The sequence below is a fragment of the Ruminococcus sp. NATIVEDY160 genome, assembly GCF_045819885.1.
In the GTDB taxonomy this organism is placed as follows: domain Bacteria; phylum Bacillota; class Clostridia; order Oscillospirales; family Acutalibacteraceae; genus Ruminococcoides.
In genome coordinates, this window is record NZ_CP162391.1 from 145,115 (window position 1) to 165,458 (window position 20,344).

Here is a 20,344-nt window from a genome sequence, read left to right on the forward strand (position 1 = left end):
AAAGGAGAATTAATGATGAAAACCACTAAACGAGTTATCGCCATTGCTCTCGCAGCTCTCATGCTCGTTGCAATGATCCCTCTCGCGGTAGTATCCGCAACTTCCTATGAGCTCAAGGTTACAAGCTCCAAGGAAGGCTTCGCATTCGAGATCATCAAGGTCGCAGACATCGACACCCAGAAGGGTACATATGACAGCACTGAATATCCCACCGTTGTTGCCGCTCTCAAGAAGGGCGACACAGCAGCGGCTCTCGCGGCGGCTGACGCTATCGAGTGGGACAAGACCGACTATGTTCCCGTATTCACCTACAATACCACAGACACAGGCGTAAAGAACGTTGACGTAGCTGCCGGCGTATACTATGTAAGATGCACCGAGAAGCCCTCAACCGTAAAGACCGTAAAGAGCCGCATGATCCCCGTTCCCTACTACGAGGACGGCGCATGGAAGACCTATGACGAGGTAGTTGACCTCGCTTCCAAGATCAACGTAGAGCCCGAGGTTCACAAGTACATCGTTGAAGGCGAGAAGCTCACCGACAACACCGTAGTTGCTATCGGCGACACCGTTGATTTCCGCCTCACCGCTACCGTAGCAGGCTCCACCACCGACAAGCTCGACAAGTACGCTATCGTTGATACAATGGAGAAGGGCATCACCTACACCGAGGGTTCCGCTAAGGTCAAGCTCGTAAAGAGCGGCGCTAACGACAGAATCCTCGCTGATACCGAGTTCACCATTGTTCCCGCTAACGACGGCACAACCTCCTTCCGCGTAGACCTCGCCAAGAGCGTTCTCGACGGCGACGAGTTCTACAGCTACACCGACGTAGTAGTTGACTTCAAGGGCGTTCTCAACGAGTCCGCCAAGGTCGGCAAGATCGGCAACGAGAACCACGACGACCTCGAGTATGTACACAAGGCTGACACCGAGGTACACTTCATTCCCGGCGACACCGTATACGTATTCACCCTCCAGATCGACGTTCTCAAGATCGACGCCGAGACCAAGGAACCCCTCAAGAACAATCCTGCCGAGTTCACCCTCTTCGCAGATGACAAGACCACAGTTGTAAAGAAGGGCGAGACCGACAAGGACGGCAACCTCTCCTTCGTAGGCCTCAACAAGGGCACCTACTATGTACAGGAGACCAAGGCTCCCGAGGGCTACAACCTCAACACCTTCCAGTATGAGGTCAAGCTCGTTCCCGTAATCTCTGAAGAGGGCGGCAAGCTCGTTATGAACCTCGACGTTGCTCAGGGCACCACCAACAAGATCGAAGTAGAGGATACCAAGTCCGTACTTCCCATCACCGGCGGCACAGGCACAATGATGTTCATGATCATCGGCGGCAGCCTCATTCTCCTCGCGGGCGCACTCCTCGTAGTTGTTCTCAAGAAGAGAAGCAAGTAATCACTAAAAACCCTCTTTTCGGCTGAATACAGCTGAATCTCTCAGGCCGGCGCGGCAACGCGCCGGTCTTTCTTCTCCGGCGCCGGTGGGCGCTTCCTCCGCCTTTTTAAATGTTCATCTGACCTTGACGCTTCATCAACGGCGGGTCAGGTGTTTTCTTTTTCTCCTGCTGCGCCTGTCTTTGAGAAAACTCTCCGCTCTCAAAAATTTTCTTGACTAAAGACACAGTTTAGGGTACAATTACCATGTATGACCATATGCGAAATCAACCTAAGGAGATGATTGCTTGGTATTCTCAAGCCTCGTGTTTCTTTTCGCCTATCTCGCGGTGACCCTCGTTATCTACTACGCCGTTCCACGGAAGGCGAGAAACATCTTCTTGTTCTTCATCAACCTTCTGTTCTACGGCTGGGGCGAGCCGATGCTGGTGTTCCTGATGGTGTTCAACATCTTCTTCAACTACCTCGGCGGCTACCTCGTGGACAAGTTCCGCTCCGACCGGAAGAAAAAGAAGCTATTCCTGATACTCACCTGCGCGCTAGACATCGGCATTCTCGCCGTGTTCAAGTACACGGGTCTGATCGTCGACACGGTAAATCTGCTGCCCTTCCTCAATATCCCGACGGTGCAGATAAGCCTGCCTATAGGCATCAGCTTCTACACCTTCCAGACCATGAGCTACGTGATCGACGTCTACCGCAACGACGCGCCCGTATCGCGCAGCTTCATCAACTTCGGAACCTACGTCGCGCTGTTTCCGCAGCTTATCGCGGGTCCCATCGTCCGCTACCGCGACGTCGCCTACCAGCTTGAGCACCGCCGCGAGACCCTCGACCGCTTCACCAAGGGCGTAAAGCTCTTCTGCGTCGGACTGGGCAAGAAGGTTCTCATCGCAAACCAGATGGGCGCGCTGACCTCGGCGATGTTCTCGAATACGGAGGAGAACGGAGTGCTCGGCACATGGGTGGGAATTTTAGCCTACACCTTCCAGATCTACTTCGACTTCTCGGGCTATTCCGACATGGCGTGCGGTCTGGGCAATATGTTCGGCTTTGAGTTTCTCAAGAACTTCAACTACCCCTACATCTCCACCTCGATAACCGACTTCTGGCGCCGCTGGCACATCTCATTGTCAACATGGTTCAAGGAGTACGTTTACATTCCGCTCGGCGGCAACCGCAAGGGCGTTCGCCGTCAGATCATCAACCTTCTTATCGTCTGGGGGTTGACGGGACTCTGGCACGGAGCCTCCTACAACTTCATTTTCTGGGGACTCTACTACGGCCTTCTCCTGATTCTCGAGAAGTTCGTCCTCAGCAGGTTCCTCGACAAGCTCCCCGCGGTACTCCGCCACGTCTACACCCTCTTTATCGTCATGATCGGCTGGGGACTGTTCTACTTCACCGACGTGAATCAGCTCTTTGCTTTCCTCGGCGACCTCTTCAACTTCGGCAACGGAGTGTTCAGCGAGACAGCGCTCAACCTGACGCTCAGCTACCTGCCGGTTCTCGTCGTCGCAGGTCTGGCGAGCACACCTCTCGGCGCGCACCTCTACTCAAAGGTCAGCCAAAGAAAGTACGTCTGGATAGCCGAGACCGTTTTCTGCGCCGTAGTACTCTTCGTCAGCACGGCGAGCCTCGTTCAGCAGAGCTACAATCCCTTCCTGTACTTCAGATTCTAAAGGGTGAACAAAATGAAACACACACCTCAGTCAATTCAAAATATAATCGAGAACGACAAGACGCGCGTATTCAGCAAGGAGGACGACAACGGCAAGACGCGGATCTACCGCACCGAGCGCGACGGCAAGGATCCGATGGCGCTTTCCGCGAAAATCTACGCCGATTCCGAGCCTGTCGTCAACAAGGAGAGCGGCAAGCTGAGATTTTTGCCCGCGTTTCTGTTTCTCGCGTTCATCTTCGGGCTTGCGATCTGGTTCATCTTCAACCCCAAGCACGACTACAGCTCCTCCGAGAAGCGCTACCTCCAGAAGTTCCCCGAGGTCACCGTCCAGAGCGTTTCGAGCGGCAAGTTCGGCGAGGAGTTCGAGAGCTACTTTGCCGACCATTTCCCCGCGCGCAACCTCTGGGTCGGCTTCAACGCCTACTACGCCCTCGGCACGGGCAACAACGGCGCGGCGGGAGTATATAACTGCTCCGACGGCTACCTCATCAACAAGCCCGTACCCACGGAGAACAGCGTCGAGAAGAACCTCTCAGCTATCGTCGACTTCAAGCAGAACCTCGGCAAGATACCCGTCACCGTGATGCTCGCGCCCTCGACGGGCTACATCGCGAACGACAAGCTGCCGATGATACATGACCGCTACAACGACGACCGCTATTTCAATACCGCCAAGCGCACCCTCGAGGAGAACGGCATGACCTTCGTCGACCTGCGCGAGAGCTTCAAACAGGCGTATTCCGGGGGCGAGCAGCTCTACTACCGCACCGACCACCACTGGACGACCGCGGGAGCTTACCTCGGCTACACAAAGCTATGCGAATCGCTTGGCAAGAAGCCGATAGAGAAGTCCGCGCTCAACGTCGAGATATACCCGAACTTCTACGGCACGACCTACTCGACGAGCGGCTTCTGGCTCACAGAGCCCGACGAGATTCAGGTCTGGAGCAACCCGAAGAACACGATAAATATCCGCGTCGACATCACCGACGGCACCGAGAACAAGCACAGCGACTCGATGTACTTCTACAGCCACCTCAGCGAGGATGACAAGTACCCCGTATTCCTCGACGGCAACCACGCCATTACGGAAATCACCAACACCAAGGCGGCTGACAAGGGTACGGTAATCCTCGTCAAGGACAGCTTCAGCCATTGCCTTGCGCCGTTCCTCGCGGAGAACTACAGCAAGGTGATACTCGTCGATATGCGCTACTACAAGCTCAGCGTTTCAGACCTCGCCAAGAGCGAGAACGCCAAGAACGTGATAGTCCTCTACGGAATCGACAACTTCGCGACCGACACAGACCTCGTCTGGGTCAGCTAATAGCCGTCGAGAGTGTTGATTTCCTCGAGCTCGTCGATATCGTAGCTTGAAGCAAGCGGCGGCGACTCTGCCGGGTCAAATTCTCCCTCGAGGACGCGCACGATGTTGTCGGGGTTCATGACCCAGTCAAAGCTCGCCTTCCAGCCCTTCTTTCCGCAGCCGCAGAGGAAGTCCGACCTCGCCACACGTCTGAACAAGCCTTCAAAGCCCTCGCCGTCCAAGTGCGGCAGGGCTTCTTTTATGCGCTCAAGCCGTTTCGGAGTCAGCCTCTTGACCTTCGGCAGCCTGACGCATATTCCGTTGAACTGAGAGAGAACGCTCTCGCCAAACGACGCGCCGTCGTTTTCTTTTTCGTTTTCTTCTTCGTTTTCTTCTTCGTCTTTGTTTTCTTTTTCTTCTTCTTTTTCTTCTTGTCTACGGTCGTATACGCCCGTATAACGCTTATTTATATTTTTTCTGTTCTGCTCGCAGATCTTCTGATAATTCTCAAATTCCCTGTCCATGCTTTTTTTCAGAATAGAGAAGAAGAGCTTGACGGTCAGGTCGTCAAAATCAGGCTCCTCACCGTCATTTGCGTAGGAAAAAAGCGCCTTTATGAGCATACCTGCCTGCGCGTCGGAGAGCATCCGGAACTGTTCATCGTAGTCGAGGTAGAGGTGGAAGAAGCTCGGCGCCTTGTTTTCAGCCATAAAAAATCCCCTTTCACTAATCCCGCGAAAGGAGAGATAATTGCATAGTTTTATGCAAGCGGATTGGTATAAACTTCCGCCTTCCTGCCCATACTAACCCCGAGGTGAATTATATGAACGATATCGAAATGCTCAAATGCATAGCGCAGAACGCCGAGATGGGCTGTCAGGGCGTGACCGCGGTACGTAAACGAATCGACAACAAGGCGGTTGACGATCTTCTATGCACCCAGCTCACGCGGTACGGAAAGATTTATCACGCGGCAGGGAAGATGCTGCGGAACCGCGGCGAGAGCGTGCGCCACATCAGCCCTATGGCAAAGACGATGACGAGGATAAGCGCACAGGTAGACCTGCGCCGCGACAACACGCCCTCGCACGTTGCGGAGATGATGATAAAGGGCAGCACGATGGGCGTGAACAAGCTCGTTCACAACCTGCGCGAATACGACCGCCGCGACTCGTCGGTGACCCTGCTCGCAAAGAAGCTGCTCGACACCGAGGAGGAACATATCCGCGAGCTGCGCGCGTTTGTGTGACAGCAAAAAACGGAGAGCGATTTGCTCTCCGTTTTATTCGTTTGATTATGACTCCACGAGCAAGAAGCTCTGGGGCTGCATTTTGATTTTGCCGTCCTTGATTTCAGCCTGACCGATTTTGTATACAACGTCGCCGTCATAGCGCGTGTCGATTTCAAAATACTCGCTTGTCGGGTTGAAGTACATAACAAGGCTTCCTCTGCGGTATGCGAACGCGAGGCTGTCGCCGCTCGTCATGAACTCAAGCTCGCCGTTGCCGTGGAGGTCGGCGTACTTATGGCGCAGGGCGATGAGGTCGGTCACTACGCGGTAAATGCTGTCGGGGTCGTCCTTCTGGTTCTCGACTGTGGGCGCGTCCGCGCTCTTGTCGACGGGCAGATAAGGCTCGTCGCTCGTCGAGAAGCCGAGGTTCTTGCCTTCGCACCACTGCATCGGAGTTCTCGAGCCTGTGCGCGAGAAGCCGCCTTCCTTGCTTACGAGGTCAGCCTGATAGCGCATGCCTATCTCGTCGCCGTAGTAGAGGAAGGGCACGCCGGGCATGGTGAAGATGAACGCGTTCACGAGCTTGATAGCCTGCTTGTCGAGGTATGCGGTGACGCGCGGCATATCGTGGTTGTTCGTCATGAAGCAGATGTAGCCGTTTTCCTTTGTGTGGTTATATCTGGGCAGGTACTCGTCGGTGAAGGGCTTTAGCTTGCCCTTGCCGTTCTTGTTGAACACCGCGAGGTCGCCCCATTCGCCGAAACGGAACAGCCGCGAATAGCCGTTGCCGTAGTGGTCGAGGTAGAAGTCCATGTGGAAGCCCGAATCGTTGATTGAGCGCTCAGGCCAGCACCATTCCGAAACGAGCGCGCACTCGGGATAGTCCTTGTCCATCATATCTCTCACGCCGCGCCAGATACGCGAGGTTGCGATTTTGTCGTCGTCATTCTTGACGAGGGAGTCCGCCATGTCGACTCTGAAGCCGTCGGCGCCCTTGTCGAGCCAGAAGCGCATGATGTCCTTGATAGCCTCGACGGTTTCCTGACAGGCAGGGTCGCCCGCGGGAAGCTGCCACTCGGGGTGGCTGACCTCATAGAAGCCGTAGTTGAGGGCGGGCTGAGAGCTGAAATAGTTGACCATGTAGTTGCCGTTGCGCTCACAGATGCCGCACATCATGCGGTACTCGGGCGGAGCGTCCCAGACGGTCTTTGTGAAGATATAGCGGTCGGAGAACTCGTTCTTCGCCGCTTTTTTCGCCTCGAGGAACCACGGGTGTTGGTCTGAGGTGTGACCGGGAACGAGGTCGAGCAGCACCTTGATGCCCTTTGCGTGGGCGCACTCGAACAGCCGCACCAAATCCTCGTTCGTACCGTAGCGCGGGGCTACCTTCTTGTAGTCGCGCACGTCGTAGCCCGCGTCCATGAACGGAGAGTCATAGACGGGGTTGAGCCAGAGCGCGTTGCAGCCGAGCTCCTTTACGTAGTCGAGCTTCTCGATGATACCCTGCAAATCGCCGATGCCGTCGCCGTTTGAGTCGTAGAAGCTCTGCGGATAGATTTCATAAAAAACCGCGTCATTGAGCCAAGTAGGCATAATAATCACCCTTTCAGGAATAAATTTTTGTACACTTTTATTGTAACAAATCATGCGGCGTTTGGCAATCGTTTTTCCAAGAAAAATCACTTGCGCGGACAGGTTTTTTGGCATAGAATGAGGTGTATGACGACGGGGAGGATTATCTATGACAGTCAACAGGCTCAGCGGCAACCGCGTACTTATCATTCTGGACGGCGACGACATGCGAACGCTCTCGCTCGACATAGATTCTATCGGCGGCAAGGACAGTCCGTCCATGCGCGCTCTCTCAAACCTCAGCCGCACCGCCTGCAGGCGCGGCGGTATCCGCGCCGAGGGAAGGAGCCTCACGGTCGAGGCGCTGTCCTTCGGCTCAAGCTGTTACCTGCTCGTCACCGTCGGCGGCAAAAAGTACCTGCGCAAAACCGCCACGCTCTGTTACCGCTTCTCGCGCGCGGGTGAAATGACCGACTGCCTCGGTCAGCTCTGCCGCTCGGGATTCGTGCTGCCGCGCAGCGCGCTCTATTCATACTCCGGCGCTTATTATCTCGTGCTAAGCTACCCTGCGCTTCCGAAGCGCGCGAGGGTGCTGCTCAGCGAGTACAACGCTTCGCGGTGCCGAGGACTGACGGCGGCGTTCCTCGGCGAAAGGGGAAAGGCGCTCTGCCCGAGGTGCGCTGTCCAGACCGTGGGAAGACACTTTGTAAATTGAAAATGAAAAATGGAAAATTGAAAATTAAAAATTAAGGTTAAAGTCAAAAAGGTGTGACACTTTCGGAAATTTGTGCTATAATTGTTGCATCACCGAAAGGAAGTCCACGCAATGAAAAAGATTTACAAGCTGATGTGTTCGCCCGCGCTCTCGCCGTTTTTCACCCTGCTCTACAACATCTTCATCGTTGGGCAGTACCGCCTTCTGAGCGTCAAGTGGAAGCTGCAGGGTCACGGGAAGCCTTCGCCCGGCGAAGCGCGCGCGGTCAGCGAAAACGTCACCTTCATATACAAGTCCTTCGAGCGACAGGGCATGGCAAAGCGGCTCTACCGCAATATTCAGCACTACTACCCCGGCGCGAGGGTCATCATCGCCGACGACAGCCGCAAGCCGCTCAGACTCAAGGGCGATTCGCTGACGGTTCTGCAGTTTCCGTTCAACATGGGACTGAGCTACGGCATCGGCAGAGCGCTTGAGCAGTCGCAGACTCCGTTCACAATGCGAATGGACGACGATACCCTGCTCACTCCGTTTACAAACATACACGGTCAGCTTGAGTTTCTCAGGCAGCACCCCGAGGTCGATCTGGTCGGCGTACAGGCGTGCAGCGCGCCGCTGCTCAGACCAGCGCGCGAAGGAGCAAAGGCGTATAACAAGTTCTCAATGAAGAACGCGCCCAAGCCGCTGCTTATTCCGCACAGGACAAAGCTCGACGACCGCCACTACGTCATGGGCAAGGTTCCGAATATCTTCCTCGCGAGGACGGACAAGTATAAGTCGGTCGGCTACGACGACAATATCCGCATGATAGACCACCACGAGTTCTTTTGGCGTGCGGCGGGAAATATCGTCGCTTCAATGGATATCGACGCCTACGTTTTTCATTACCACAACCGCTTTGACTCGCATTACACAAAGTACAGAAGCGACTGGAAGCGCGACATCGCTTACATAAGAATGAAGCAGGAAGGCACTTCGTTAATTGAAAATGGAAAATGAAAAATTGAAAATTAAGGGTCGCTTCGCTCCGATTTATATTTCCAACTGCCCACTGATTTTTTTCTTTCCACTGTTGCAATACTCACGCCTTTATGATAAAATAAGAAAAAGGAGTGATGTGTATGAAAATTCGTAGAAATATAATAAAAACCGTCTCAGTTTTTTTATGTGCCGCGCTGCTCACCGTTACAATGGCAGTCTCTGCCTTTGCCGCGGCTCCCACTGAGTCCGGTATGATCGATATAGCCGTGTCCGACAGCGACGCCTCGTTCGTCGCTAACCACCTCGACGCGCTCGAAACCGTCCGCGACGGCGCGCTCAAGCTCAAAAGCAATATCGACATCTCTGATTACAGGCTGACCGAGAGTGAGCTCAGCTCGCTGTTCGCGGCTCTCAGGGCTGTTTATCCCGAGCTGTTCTTTGTCGACCTCCAGTACAGATACAGCTACAAGACGATAGGCGGCGTCAACTACACTTCGTCGCTGTTGCTCTCTTATGACGTCAGCTCCGTTTCAGAGCTCAACGCCATGCTCGATAAGTTCTACTCAAAGGCTGACGGATATCTTTCTCTCGTCGACGACTCGATGAACGACTTCACAAAGGCTCTTGTTCTCCACGACGCTATCGTCATGAACAGCGAGTACTTTGTCGCAAAGGACGGCGTCAGCGGCACTCCCTACACCCTGATGGTCGAGGGCTGGGGCAAGTGTGAGGATTATTCGCGCGCATATGCTTTCCTGCTCGCTCAGCTCGGCATCAAGTCCGAGCTTGTCACCTCAAGCTCGATGAACCACGAGTGGATGAAGATCCGGCTCGACGGAAAGTACTATCAGGTCGACATCACCTGGGACGACCCCATTTCCGCCGAGGAGGGCACGGACTTCCCGGGCAGAGTTTCTCACGAGTACTTCCTCTTCAGCGACAGCACCTTCCCGAACCACTCGGGCTACTACATGATAAATCCGTCCGCGGACACCACATACGATAACTATTATATCCACAACATGGATTCTCAGCTCTGCATGGTCAAGGGCGCCATCTACGGTATCTACTGCGCGAAGGGTGAGTCCGAGACAAAGCTCGTCACCTACACCGCCCGGAACGAGATGACGACCGTGGCTGACCTCGGCGCCGCGGTTCAGGATTCAGATGACTTCTGGGCTGCCCACTGGCGCTCAAACGGCAACAACTACTATGTCGGCAGCTACTCTAACCTCTGCTCAGACAGCGGTCTGCTCTATTACAACATGCCCAAGGCGGTCTATGTCTACGACCCGGCGTCGGGCATCAACCTCAAGCTCGCGGATTATTCGGGCAGCAACCAGCTCTTCGGACTTAAAATCGACGGCGGCAAGCTCTACGGCAACGATTCGGCTCAGGCTAATTCCTCGGGAACCTTGGCGGAGCTCGGCGGCTGCCTCATGATGGGTGACGTTGACGGAGACGGATTGCTCAACGTAGTCGACGCGACAATGATTCAGAAGAAGGTCGCGGATCTGGCTAAGTTCGACGCAACAAACACGATCAAGGCGGATTTTGACCGCGACGGCAAGATCACCGTCAACGACGTAACCGCGATCCAGTACGAAATAGCAAAGTAAGGCAAAAATATAAGCCGGCTCGTCTGAGCCGGCTTTTGTTATTGTTATTCAGTTTCCGAGAACGGTGATTATGACAGTGAATATACACCACGCCACTGCCGCGCACGAAACAGCCGTAGCGATGTATGTCCGTCTGAGCTTCAGCCGCATTCTGCGCGAGATCGAGCCCGTGACAAAGGCGAGCACCATCGACCCGAGTGCGAGCACCGTCCCTGCGGACACGGCGAAGATCTTGTATTCTTCAAAGACAAAGAGGAACGACACGAGCACGCCGACAGCCGCGAGCACAAACGTCAGCACGGTCATTTTTACGATCTGTTCTCTGTGGGCGAGGTTCTCGATTTCGTCGAATTCGTTTGAGCTGCCCTCTGAAAATACCACGACTTTCTCGCGCAAAACGTTGCCGCAGACAGGACAGCGATCCTTGTCGATTACATTTGTTCCGCACTTGCTGCAAATCATTCGGACGGCTCCTCTCGCTTTTTTACCCATTATAGCTTTTTTGCCTTTTAAATCAAGCTATAACTTGCGATATGACAGGTAAAATTCTTGTATTTTTCTTGTAATCCCGCCGCGGAAATGTTATAATAAAAAGAAATTTACACTTACAGCTACAACCCGAAAAGAAGGAATAAATATGAAAATAACGTCTTTATTTGAAAACAAGGGCAAAACGGTGTTCTCGTTCGAGGTGTTTCCGCCCAAGAAAACCTCGCCGATAGAGTCCGTCTACGGCAAGCTCGAGGAGATATGCGCCTTAAAGCCCGACTTTATCAGCGTAACCTACGGCGCGGGCGGCACGGGCGGTCACAGCCGCACCTGCGAGATCGCGTCCAAGATCAAGCACGGCTTCGGCGTTGAGTCCGTCGCACACCTCACCTGCGTCAACAGCTCGAGAGCCGACATCGACTCCACCCTCGAGGACTTCCGCGAAAACGGCATCGAGAACATTCTCGCCCTGCGCGGCGACTTCGTACCCGGCGTTGAGCCGAAGCACGACTTCCGCTACGCCTCCGAGCTGTGCGAGTACATCGCCAAAAAGGGCGGCTTTGACATCGCGGGCGCGTGCTACCCCGAGGGTCACGTCGAGGCGAAGGACGAGGTCGAGGACATTCTCAACCTCAAGAAGAAGGTCGACGCGGGCGCGTCGCACCTGATAAGCCAGCTCTTTTTTGACAACGACAGCTACTACCGTTTCATCGAGAGAATGCGCATAGCCGAGATCGACGTTCCGGTCGAGGCAGGAATCATGCCCGTCACCAACAAGGCTCAGATCGAGCGCATGGTATCTCTCTGCGGCGCGAGCCTGCCCTCGAAGTTCACCAAGGTGATGCAGCGCTACGAGAACCGTCCCGAAGCCCTCCGCGACGCGGGCATAGCCTACGCGGTCGAGCAGATCGTCGACCTCATCGCGAACGGCGTCGACGGCATTCACCTCTATACAATGAACAATCCCTACGTTGCGCGCCGCATAACCGAGGCGGTGTCCAATCTCTTATGATAAATATTACGCATATCAACAGGGAAGAGGCGCTGCGATATCTCGGCGGTGCGGGCGAGCCTGACGGGCGAATGCTCGCGCTTCTCGACGAAGCCGAGGCCGCTCTGCTCAAGGCGGCAAAGCCGAAGTACCTCTACCGTGTCACAGACCTGCCCTGCGACTGGCTCAGTCAGGGTGAGGATATCAAAAAACACCTCGCGGACTGCGACAGGGCGGTCGTGTTCTGCGCGACCCTCGGCGCTGAGGCGGACAGGCTTATCCGCGTCAGCCAGATCTCCGACATGCCGCGCGCCGTTGTGATAGACGCTCTCGCCAGCGCTATGACAGAACAGGTCTGCGCTGAGGTCGACAGGCTTCTCGCCGAACAGATGGAGGGCTGTTATTTCACCTACCGTTTCAGCCCGGGCTACGGCGACTACCCGATAGAATTACAGCGCGAATTCCTGCGTTTTCTCGACGCGCCGCGCAAGATAGGACTGACCGTGACCGAGAGCTTCCTGCTCACACCCGCGAAGTCCGTCACCGCCGTCGCGGGTATCTCGGGCGAACCCGTACCGCGCGGCAGACGAGGCTGCGCCGTTTGCAGCCTGCGCGATACCTGCGCCTACCGAAGAAAGGGGTCTCACTGTGGATTTCAGAACCTTACTTAATACAAAAGAATTTATTTTGCTCGACGGAGCGACAGGCACGATGATCCAGAAGAGCGGCGCGAAGTACGACCACTCGCCCGAAACGCTCAACATCACCTCGCCCGAACTCATTGCGTCCTTCCACCGCGCCTATATCGACGCGGGCGCGGACGTGGTTTACACCAACACCTTCGGAGCGAACTCCTACAAGCTCGGCGGCAGCGGTCACTCCGTTGAAGAGATCGTCTCCGCGGCTGTCGGTATCGCGAAGAACGCCGCCGGAGGTGCGGCTCTCGTCGCTCTCGACATAGGCCCCGTCGGTATGCTCTGCGAGCCTGCGGGCACGATGACCTTTGAGCAGGCTTACGGCTTCTTCAAGGAGCAGATAGAGGCAGGATGTGACGCTGACCTGATCGTCTTTGAAACGATGACCGACCTCCTCGAGCTGAAGGCGGCTATCCTCGCCGCGAAGGAGAACTCCGACAAGCCGATTATCGCCACAATGACCTTCGAGCGCGACGGCAGAACCTTCACGGGCGTATCACCTGCGGCGTTCGCGTTAACCGCAAGCGGACTCGGGGTTGACGCTCTCGGCGTTAACTGCTCCTTAGGCCCCGACGAGCTCGAGCCTGTTGTCGCCGAGCTGACTCGGTATACCGACCTTCCTCTCGTTGTCAAGGCGAACGCGGGCTTGCCCGACCCCAACAGCAACGAATACAATATTTTACCCGACCGTTTCGCCGAGTGCGTAGAGGCGCTGCTGCCCTACGGAGTGAAGATCGCGGGCGGCTGCTGCGGCACCACCCCCGAATATATCGGAAAGCTGCGCGAAATGCTCGCGGATAAGAGATACACGCCCTCGCCGCGTACTGCCGACACCTCGGTGTGCAGCGCGAGCAGGGTCGTCGAGATCAACGCACCGCGCATCATCGGCGAGCGCATAAACCCGACGGGCAAGAAGATCTTCAAGCAGGCGCTCGTCGACAACAATATAGATTACATTCTCTCTCAGGCTCTCGTCCAGCTCAAGGGCGGCGCCGAGCTGCTCGACGTCAACGTCGGCCACCCCGAGATCGACGAAAAGAGCATGATGGTTCGCGTCGTCAAGGCAATCCAGAGCGTGTGCGACGCGCCATTGCAGATCGACTCAACCAAGCCCGAGGTGCTCGACGCGGGACTGCGCTGCTACAGCGGCAAGCCCATCGTCAACTCCGTCAACGGCGAGGAAAAGAGCCTTTCCGAGGTGCTTCCGCTCGTAAAGAAGTACGGCGCGGCTGTCGTCGGACTGACCCTGGACGAAAACGGCATTCCAAAGACTGCCGACGGCCGTTTTGAGATAGCAAAGCGCATCGTCGAGCGCGCCGAGGCTCTGGGCATCGACAGGCGCGACGTGTACATCGACTGCCTGACCCTGACGGTCTCCGCCGAACAGGAGGCGTGCCGCCAGACGCTCGAGGCGCTTCACCGCGTAAAAACGGAGCTCGGCTGCAAGACCGTCCTGGGCGTGTCGAACATCTCCTTCGGACTGCCGAACCGCGGACTTGTAAACTCAACCTTCCTCACGATGGCGCTCGAGCAGGGGCTTGACCTGCCTATCCTCAACCCGAACATCGAGGTCATGTCGGGCGCTGTGCGCGCGTTCAGGGTTCTCTCGGGCTACGATAAGAACGCCAACGACTTTGTCGCCGCCTACAACGACGCACCGCCGGCGCAGCCTGCCGCAAAGCCGCAGAACGGCGAAACCGACCTTTCCACCGCCGTTTACAGCGGACTGAAAAACGAAGGCGCCGCGGCGACAGAAAAGCTGCTCGAAACAGAGGACGCTATGGCGATCGTTAACGAGAAGCTGATCCCCGCCCTCGACAGGGTAGGCGCGGACTTTGAGAACAAAAAGATATTTCTGCCGCAGCTTATCCAGAGCGCGAACACCGCTCAGGCGTGCTTTGAGGTGATAAAGAAGCACCTCGCCAAATCGGGCGGCGCGGGCGTGAGCAAGGGCAAGATCATTCTCGCCACAGTCAAGGGCGACATTCACGACATCGGCAAGAACATTGTCAAGACCCTGCTCGACAACTACGGCTACACCGTCATCGACCTCGGAAGGGACGTTGACCCTCAGCTCGTAGTCGACACGGCGGTAGAGCAAAATATCACAATGGTCGGACTTTCCGCCCTTATGACGACGACCCTCAAGAGCATGGAGGACACCATCACCCTTATCCGTCAGACAAAGGCGCTCCAAAACCCCGACGGTACAAGTAAGGTCAGGGTTTTTGTAGGCGGAGCGGTTCTGACGGCGGATTACGCCATGAAAATCGGCGCGGACTACTACTGCCGCGACGCAAAGGAGAGCGTCGACACCGCAAAGCTTGTGTTCGGTGAGTAAATCCTGTTTTATCCAAAACAGCGGACAAAATATGACAATTGACAATATTGTCATGAAAATGTATAATGATAAGTTGGAAATGCTAATCCGAAAGAGGGGTTTATCGGATTGAAAAGAAAGTTTAATTACCGCAAGGTGGTATTGCTCTTTGCGGATATATTCATAATAATCGTCAGCGGGCTACTGCTGAACTACGTGCTCTCGCTGGTCGGCTGGATAGCTCCCGAGACAAGCAGGACTCTGCTGCTGTTCATGTCCGTGAATATCCTCACCTGCGAGCTCGCGCTTGTGGTATGCGGCGCGTACACGCGGCTGTGGCGGTACTTCAACATCAAGGACTACATCATCTGCGGTCTGGCGGTCGCGGGCGGCTTTGCGATGAGCTACGGCCTGTTGATGCTGCTCGGCATGCGGCCGCGAAAGATATTATGGGGACTGTTCTTCATCGTGGCGGTTCTGGGAATACTCCTGTTCCGCTACCTGTTCAAGCGGACGTTCATCGACCTGACGGGCGTGGGCTACCGCGATAACGCCAAGCGCACGCTGATTGTCGGCGCGGGTCAGGCGGGCAGAATGATTGTCCGCGAGATACACAACGCCGATTTTGACGACAACAACCCGTCCAAGAACCTGCTCGCCGTCGGTTTTGTCGACGACGACATCACAAAGCAGGGCGCGAGGATAGACGGAGTGCCGGTGCTCGGCACAACGCCCGAGATCGAGCGCATCTGCACCGAGCACAATATACAGACGATCATCGTCGCGATACCCTCCTGCGAGGAGGACGAGAAGCGAAAGATACTCAACTTCTGTTCAAAAACCGACTGCGACATCAAGGTTATCCCGTACCTCAGCGAGCTGCTTTTCGGCGAGGGCAGGGAGCTTATCTCGCAGGCTAAGGAAATCAAGATTGAGGATCTGCTCGGACGCAAGCCTATCGAGTTCGACCGCGGCAGGATCCGCGATTTCATCAAGGGCAAGGTATGCATGATCACGGGCGGCGGCGGTTCGATCGGCAGCGAGCTTGTGCGCCAGATCGCCGCATACGATCCCAAGCAGGTCATCATCGTCGACATCTACGAGAACAACGCCTACGATATCCAGCAGGAGCTTGTGCTCGAGTACGGAAGCTCGCTAAATCTCGTCACGCTTATCTCGTCGGTGCGCGACTACGACAAGATGGAGATGATCTTCCGTCAGTACCACCCCGAGCTGGTTTTCCACGCGGCGGCTCACAAGCACGTTCCGCTGATGGAGACCGTGCCTGAGGAGGCGGTCAAGAACAACATCTTCGGCACCTTCAACGTCGCAAAGCTCGCTCAGGACTACGGCGTCAGGAAGTTCGTGATGATCTCGACCGACAAGGCGGTCAACCCGACAAACGTAATGGGCGCGACAAAGCGAGCCTGCGAAATGATCATCCAGTACATGGCGCAGAACTCCAACCAGACCGACTACGTCACCACGCGCTTCGGCAACGTGCTCGGCTCAAACGGCTCGGTCATTCCGCTCTTCCGCAGACAGATCGAGAGCGGCAACCCCGTCACCGTTACCCACCCCGACATTATCCGCTACTTCATGACTATTCCCGAGGCGGTATCTCTCGTTCTCGAGGCGGGTGCGATGGCTCACGGCGGCGAGATCTTCGTCCTCGACATGGGCGCACCCGTCAAGATCACGACCCTCGCCGAGAACCTTATCCGCATGTACGGCAAGGTTCCCTACAAGGACGTTCCGATCGTTTTCACGGGACTCCGACCCGGCGAGAAGCTGTTTGAGGAGCTTCTGATGGACGAGGAAGGTCTGAAGTCGACGGCGAACAAGAAAATATTCATCGGCAACCAGATCGAGATCGACCCCAAGGCGCTCGAGCAGAAGCTCGACACCCTCAAGGCGGCGGCAGAGGCGAACGACTCCGACAGGACAGTCGAGCTGCTCGCCGATCTGGTACCCACCTTCCATCATAATGAGCATTAAAAAAGAGGTTCGGATTTCCGAACCTCTTTTTATCTTAGCCTACGATATGGCCTTTTGCGCGGATAACGTCGATGACCTGATCAACGTACTTCTCGCACTCCTCGTCGGAGCCTGCCTCGACCATTACTCTGATAACGGGCTCTGTACCCGATTCTCTGAGCAGGATCCTGCCGTTCTCGCCGAGAGCAGCCGCGACCTTCTCGACCTCAGCCTGTACGTCGGGGTCGTTCTTCGCGTCGGGCTTGGAAGCAACCCTTACGTTCTTGAGCACCTGCGGATACATTACCATCGGCGCCGCAAGCTCGCTCATGGGCTTTTCCTTCGCGAGCATTACCTCCATCAGCTTGAGCGAGGTCAGAATGCCGTCGCCCGTTGTCGCGTAGGTCGGGAAGATAATGTGACCCGACTCCTCGCCGCCGATCTTGTTGCCTGTCTGCATCATGTTCTCGTAAACATACTTGTCGCCGACCTTTGTCTTGTCGTACTCAATGCCGACTTTGTCGAGCGCCTTGAACAGACCGAAGTTGCTCATAACGGTAGCTACGACCTTGTTGTTGTGGAGCTTTCCTCTCTCCTTCATGTAGCAGCCGTACATATAGATGATGTGGTCGCCTGTAACGACATTGCCCTTCTCGTCAACGGCGAGGCAGCGGTCTGCGTCGCCGTCGTAAGCGAAGCCTACGTCGAGGCCGTTGTCAACAACGAACTTCTGCAGATGCTCGATGTGGGTCGAGCCGCAGTCTGTGTTGATGTTGAAGCCGTCGGGGTTGTCGTTCATAACGTATGTCTTTGCGCCGAGAGCGTCGAATACGCCCTTCGCGATCTGCCATGACGCGCCGTTCGCTACGTCAAGACCAACCTTTTTGCCCTTGAAGCTGTACTTGCTCATGGAGATGAGGTATCCGATGTAGCGGTTTCTGCCGGCTACATAGTCGACGGTTCTGCCGATGTCGGCTCTCTCGGCAACGGGAATCTCGAGCTTGCCGTCGATGTAATCCTCGACCTTGAGCAGGGTCTCCTCCTCCATCTTCTCGCCCTTGCTGTTGAGCAGCTTGATGCCGTTGTCGTAGAAGGGGTTGTGAGAAGCGGAGATCATGATGCCGCAGTCGAAGTCGTCGATTCTTGTGATGTACGCAACCGACGGAGTGGTGGTTACGTGCATGATGTACGCGTCGGCGCCGCTCGCCATAAGGCCTGTGCAGAGCGCGTACTCAAACATATATGAGGAACGGCGGGTGTCCTTGCCGATGACTACCTTCGCCTTTTTGCCTTGATTCGCGCCGTAGTACCAGCCGAGGAAACGGCCGATCTGTACCGCGTGCTCAAATGTCAGGTTCTTGTTGGCTTCGCCGCGGAAGCCGTCTGTTCCGAAATACTTACCCATCAGTCAGCCTTCCTTTCTATAACAACGCCGCTGTTCTTGAAGATGCAGTTCTCGGGGATAACTCCGCGGACGCATGAGGTGGGATAAACGCTCGAGTGTCTGCCGATGACTGTGCCGGGGTTGCAGACCGCGTTGCAGCCGACCTCGACATAGTCGCCGAGCATTGCGCCGAACTTCTTGATGCCTGTTTCGATGTTCTCGGTGCCGTTGTGAACGACGACGAGCTTCTTGTCGGACTTTACGTTCGAGGTGATCGAACCCGCGCCCATGTGGGAGAAGTAGCCCAGAATGGAGTCGCCTACGTAGTTGTAGTGGGGAGTCTGAACGTGGTCGAAGAGAATGACGTTTTTGAGCTCAACGGAGTTGCCGACAACGCAGTTCGCGCCGACGAGAGCCGAGCCTCTGATGAAAGCGCCGTGTCTTACTTCTGTTTCGGGGCCGATGATGCAGGGCGCGCCGAGGTAAGCGGAATCAAAAACCTTGGCGGTCTTGTGAACCCAAACGCCTTCGGCTCTCTGCTCGTAATCGCCGCCGAGTGTGGGGCCGAGCTCGAGGATAAAGTCCTTGATGCCCTTTAATGCCTCCCACGGATAGGTGAACTGCGAAAGATAATCCTTCGCAAGGGTATGATCGAGGTCATACATGTCTTTGATAGTATACATTAAAGTCTCTCCTTCTTCTCGATATCGAGGAAGTATTTGTAGGTGTCGACAGTCAGCTCGCCGCATGCCGCCTCGTCGCAGGCGATGATAGCGCCGTTGTGCATCTGAAGCGCGGAGCAGGTCCACTTGTGGCTGACGGAACCCTCTACGGTCGCGGCAAGAGCTCTCGCCTTGTTGTGGCCGTTGATGAGAATGAGAACCTCCTTGGAGTCGGTAACGGTGCCTACGCCTACGGACAGCGCCTGAGCGGGAACCGCCTCGGGGTCGTTGCCGAAAAAGCGTGAGTTTACGATTCTGGTGTCTGTGGTGAGGTTTCTCACGCCTGTGCGTGAAGCGAGGCTTGTGAAGGGCTCGTTGAAGGCGATGTGGCCGTCAACGCCGATGCCGCCCATGAAGAGGTCGATGCCGCCGTAGGAAGCGATCTTCTCCTCGTAGCGCGCGCACTCACCCTCGGGGTCGTCGGTCATGCCGTTGAGAATGTTGATGTTCTCGGGCTTCATGTCGACAAGGTGATTAAAGAAATTGTCGTGCATAAAGTACCAGTAGCTCTGGTCGTGCTCGTGGGGCAGTCCGAGGTACTCGTCCATGTTGAAGGTGACTACGTTCGCAAAGGACAGCTCGCCTGCCTGGTTCATCTTATAGAGCTCCTTATAAACGCCGATAGGCGAGGAGCCTGTGGGAAGACCGAGCACGAAGGGACGCTCTTCCTTGTGGTTCTTGATCTTGGCGGCGATGTAGTTTGCCGCCCACTTGCACATCTTATTGTAATTATCCTGGATTACAACTCTCATATCTAAAATCTCCGATTTCTATTATTTCATATTCTGTTCATATTCTTTCGGTGACAAGAGGAGCTTTGTTACAGTTTTGATTCTGCTTTTTGGTTCCTCTCTGACGACGCACCAACGCCGTGGCGGCATCCGCCGAATCTTTCGATAACCGCCATTCCTCGTCAGCCTTTCGGGCCCCGGCGCTAATAGTCCGAATGTCCTCCTTCCGCAGGGACTATTTTATGCGGGAGAACTGCGTGCGATTACGCAAATCCGCCCCAAAAATGAGGTTTACCTACTAACCCACGGTAAACATAAAAATTTTAACATAGATAAAGCCAAAAGTCAAGGCGTCATCGGACGCTATCTCCGGCGTCATCGGACGCTCTCTCCGCCTTTGGAGAGGTTCATCTGACTCTGACGCTTCATAAACGGCGGGTCAGGCGTTTGCTTTTGCTTATGCCTCGCCTGTCCCTGAGAAAACTGCCCGAAAATACAAACCCGAAAACACA

The 20,344-nt window shown here is 55.4% G+C and carries 17 protein-coding genes; 11 read left to right on the forward strand and 6 right to left on the reverse strand.

Annotation, left to right across the window (positions count from 1 at the left end; all coding sequences use genetic code 11):
* The first annotated feature begins 15 nt into the window (after positions 1-15).
* The 3 genes from AB1I49_RS00710 (at position 16) to AB1I49_RS00720 (ending at position 4,426) form a co-directional block, all read left to right on the forward strand.
* Entirely contained in the window at positions 16-1,416 is a 1,401-nt protein-coding gene (locus tag AB1I49_RS00710) for a SpaH/EbpB family LPXTG-anchored major pilin (RefSeq protein WP_407721145.1), read from the forward strand.
* Between the two features lie 286 nt (positions 1,417-1,702).
* On the forward strand, positions 1,703-3,097 hold the full coding sequence (locus tag AB1I49_RS00715) for an MBOAT family O-acyltransferase (RefSeq protein WP_316610580.1): 1,395 nt from the start codon (positions 1,703-1,705) through the stop codon (positions 3,095-3,097).
* A gap of 12 nt (positions 3,098-3,109) precedes the next feature.
* Positions 3,110-4,426 carry a DHHW family protein gene (locus AB1I49_RS00720; protein WP_407721146.1) on the forward strand — a complete coding sequence of 439 codons (1,317 nt, stop codon included), beginning with the start codon at positions 3,110-3,112 and terminating at the stop codon, positions 4,424-4,426.
* Here AB1I49_RS00720 and AB1I49_RS00725 read toward each other — a convergent pair.
* A complete protein-coding gene (locus AB1I49_RS00725; protein ID WP_316610578.1) occupies positions 4,423-5,115 on the reverse strand; it encodes a DUF6291 domain-containing protein in 693 nt (230 codons plus the stop codon). The two genes, AB1I49_RS00720 and AB1I49_RS00725, sit on opposite strands and share 4 nt — an antisense overlap.
* 113 nt (positions 5,116-5,228) lie before the next feature.
* Here AB1I49_RS00725 and AB1I49_RS00730 point away from each other — a divergent pair, with 113 nt between their 5' ends.
* The gene (locus AB1I49_RS00730) at positions 5,229-5,654 is read left to right on the forward strand and encodes a hypothetical protein (protein ID WP_407721147.1); all 426 of its coding nucleotides are present in this window, start codon (positions 5,229-5,231) and stop codon (positions 5,652-5,654) included.
* 45 nt (positions 5,655-5,699) lie between these two features.
* Here the strand turns inward: AB1I49_RS00730 and AB1I49_RS00735 are convergent, their stop codons facing one another.
* Positions 5,700-7,229 (reverse strand): alpha-amylase family glycosyl hydrolase, encoded by a 1,530-nt coding sequence (locus tag AB1I49_RS00735; protein ID WP_407721148.1) that lies wholly within the window; start codon positions 7,227-7,229, stop codon positions 5,700-5,702.
* A gap of 148 nt (positions 7,230-7,377) precedes the next feature.
* Here AB1I49_RS00735 and AB1I49_RS00740 point away from each other — a divergent pair, with 148 nt between their 5' ends.
* The 3 genes from AB1I49_RS00740 (at position 7,378) to AB1I49_RS00750 (ending at position 10,523) form a co-directional block, all read left to right on the forward strand.
* Entirely contained in the window at positions 7,378-7,923 is a 546-nt protein-coding gene (locus tag AB1I49_RS00740) for an adaptor protein MecA (protein ID WP_316610575.1), read from the forward strand.
* A 111-nt stretch (positions 7,924-8,034) separates the two neighbouring features.
* The gene (locus AB1I49_RS00745) at positions 8,035-8,922 is read left to right on the forward strand and encodes a hypothetical protein (RefSeq protein WP_407721149.1); all 888 of its coding nucleotides are present in this window, start codon (positions 8,035-8,037) and stop codon (positions 8,920-8,922) included.
* 122 nt (positions 8,923-9,044) lie between these two features.
* Positions 9,045-10,523: a dockerin type I domain-containing protein gene (locus AB1I49_RS00750; RefSeq protein WP_407721150.1), complete on the forward strand. Its 1,479-nt coding sequence runs from the start codon at positions 9,045-9,047 to the stop codon at positions 10,521-10,523.
* A 48-nt stretch (positions 10,524-10,571) separates the two neighbouring features.
* On the opposite strand, the gene AB1I49_RS00755 is transcribed toward AB1I49_RS00750, so the two are convergent.
* Complete coding sequence (locus AB1I49_RS00755; RefSeq protein ID WP_316610572.1) at positions 10,572-10,985, reverse strand: hypothetical protein; 414 nt, start codon at positions 10,983-10,985, stop codon at positions 10,572-10,574.
* Between the two features lie 175 nt (positions 10,986-11,160).
* Between AB1I49_RS00755 and metF the strand changes: the two genes are divergently transcribed.
* From metF to AB1I49_RS00775, 4 genes are all read left to right on the forward strand, one after another.
* Positions 11,161-12,024, forward strand: coding sequence for a methylenetetrahydrofolate reductase [NAD(P)H] (metF, locus tag AB1I49_RS00760; RefSeq protein ID WP_316610571.1), 864 nt, complete (start codon positions 11,161-11,163; stop codon positions 12,022-12,024).
* Positions 12,021-12,674, forward strand: a complete 654-nt coding sequence (locus AB1I49_RS00765; protein WP_407721151.1) for a vitamin B12 dependent-methionine synthase activation domain-containing protein — start codon at positions 12,021-12,023, stop codon at positions 12,672-12,674. The genes metF and AB1I49_RS00765 overlap by 4 nt, the downstream gene beginning before the upstream one ends.
* A complete protein-coding gene (locus AB1I49_RS00770; RefSeq protein ID WP_407721152.1) occupies positions 12,652-15,039 on the forward strand; it encodes a homocysteine S-methyltransferase family protein in 2,388 nt (795 codons plus the stop codon). The genes AB1I49_RS00765 and AB1I49_RS00770 overlap by 23 nt, the downstream gene beginning before the upstream one ends.
* Before the next feature lie 108 nt (positions 15,040-15,147).
* The gene (locus AB1I49_RS00775; protein WP_407721153.1) at positions 15,148-17,016 is read left to right on the forward strand and encodes a polysaccharide biosynthesis protein; all 1,869 of its coding nucleotides are present in this window, start codon (positions 15,148-15,150) and stop codon (positions 17,014-17,016) included.
* 34 nt (positions 17,017-17,050) lie between these two features.
* Here the strand turns inward: AB1I49_RS00775 and glmM are convergent, their stop codons facing one another.
* From glmM to nagB, 3 genes are read right to left on the reverse strand one after another with little or no spacing between them, the layout of a single operon-like run.
* Positions 17,051-18,400 carry a phosphoglucosamine mutase gene (gene glmM, locus AB1I49_RS00780; RefSeq protein WP_316611193.1) on the reverse strand — a complete coding sequence of 450 codons (1,350 nt, stop codon included), beginning with the start codon at positions 18,398-18,400 and terminating at the stop codon, positions 17,051-17,053.
* Complete coding sequence (locus tag AB1I49_RS00785; protein ID WP_316610567.1) at positions 18,400-19,062, reverse strand: LbetaH domain-containing protein; 663 nt, start codon at positions 19,060-19,062, stop codon at positions 18,400-18,402. Before AB1I49_RS00785 ends, glmM begins: the two co-directional genes overlap by 1 nt.
* The gene (gene nagB / locus AB1I49_RS00790) at positions 19,062-19,853 is read right to left on the reverse strand and encodes a glucosamine-6-phosphate deaminase (RefSeq protein ID WP_316611195.1); all 792 of its coding nucleotides are present in this window, start codon (positions 19,851-19,853) and stop codon (positions 19,062-19,064) included. Before nagB ends, AB1I49_RS00785 begins: the two co-directional genes overlap by 1 nt.
* Positions 19,854-20,344: the final 491 nt, after the last annotated feature.

Excerpts from the sequence above, each read along its gene's own strand:
- nagB (WP_316611195.1), bottom strand. The coding sequence starts at position 19,853 with ATGAGAGTTGTAATCCAGGATAATTACAATAAGATGTGCAAGTGGGCG.
- AB1I49_RS00750 (WP_407721150.1), top strand. The coding sequence starts at position 9,045 with ATGAAAATTCGTAGAAATATAATAAAAACCGTCTCAGTTTTTTTATGT.
- AB1I49_RS00755 (WP_316610572.1), bottom strand. The coding sequence starts at position 10,985 with ATGATTTGCAGCAAGTGCGGAACAAATGTAATCGACAAGGATCGCTGT.
- AB1I49_RS00785 (WP_316610567.1), bottom strand. The coding sequence starts at position 19,062 with ATGTATACTATCAAAGACATGTATGACCTCGATCATACCCTTGCGAAG.
- AB1I49_RS00710 (WP_407721145.1), top strand. The coding sequence starts at position 16 with ATGAAAACCACTAAACGAGTTATCGCCATTGCTCTCGCAGCTCTCATG.
- AB1I49_RS00720 (WP_407721146.1), top strand. The coding sequence starts at position 3,110 with ATGAAACACACACCTCAGTCAATTCAAAATATAATCGAGAACGACAAG.
- AB1I49_RS00735 (WP_407721148.1), bottom strand. The coding sequence starts at position 7,229 with ATGCCTACTTGGCTCAATGACGCGGTTTTTTATGAAATCTATCCGCAG.
- AB1I49_RS00740 (WP_316610575.1), top strand. The coding sequence starts at position 7,378 with ATGACAGTCAACAGGCTCAGCGGCAACCGCGTACTTATCATTCTGGAC.
- AB1I49_RS00765 (WP_407721151.1), top strand. The coding sequence starts at position 12,021 with ATGATAAATATTACGCATATCAACAGGGAAGAGGCGCTGCGATATCTC.
- metF (WP_316610571.1), top strand. The coding sequence starts at position 11,161 with ATGAAAATAACGTCTTTATTTGAAAACAAGGGCAAAACGGTGTTCTCG.
- glmM (WP_316611193.1), bottom strand. The coding sequence starts at position 18,400 with ATGGGTAAGTATTTCGGAACAGACGGCTTCCGCGGCGAAGCCAACAAG.
- AB1I49_RS00725 (WP_316610578.1), bottom strand. The coding sequence starts at position 5,115 with ATGGCTGAAAACAAGGCGCCGAGCTTCTTCCACCTCTACCTCGACTAC.
- AB1I49_RS00730 (WP_407721147.1), top strand. The coding sequence starts at position 5,229 with ATGAACGATATCGAAATGCTCAAATGCATAGCGCAGAACGCCGAGATG.
- AB1I49_RS00745 (WP_407721149.1), top strand. The coding sequence starts at position 8,035 with ATGAAAAAGATTTACAAGCTGATGTGTTCGCCCGCGCTCTCGCCGTTT.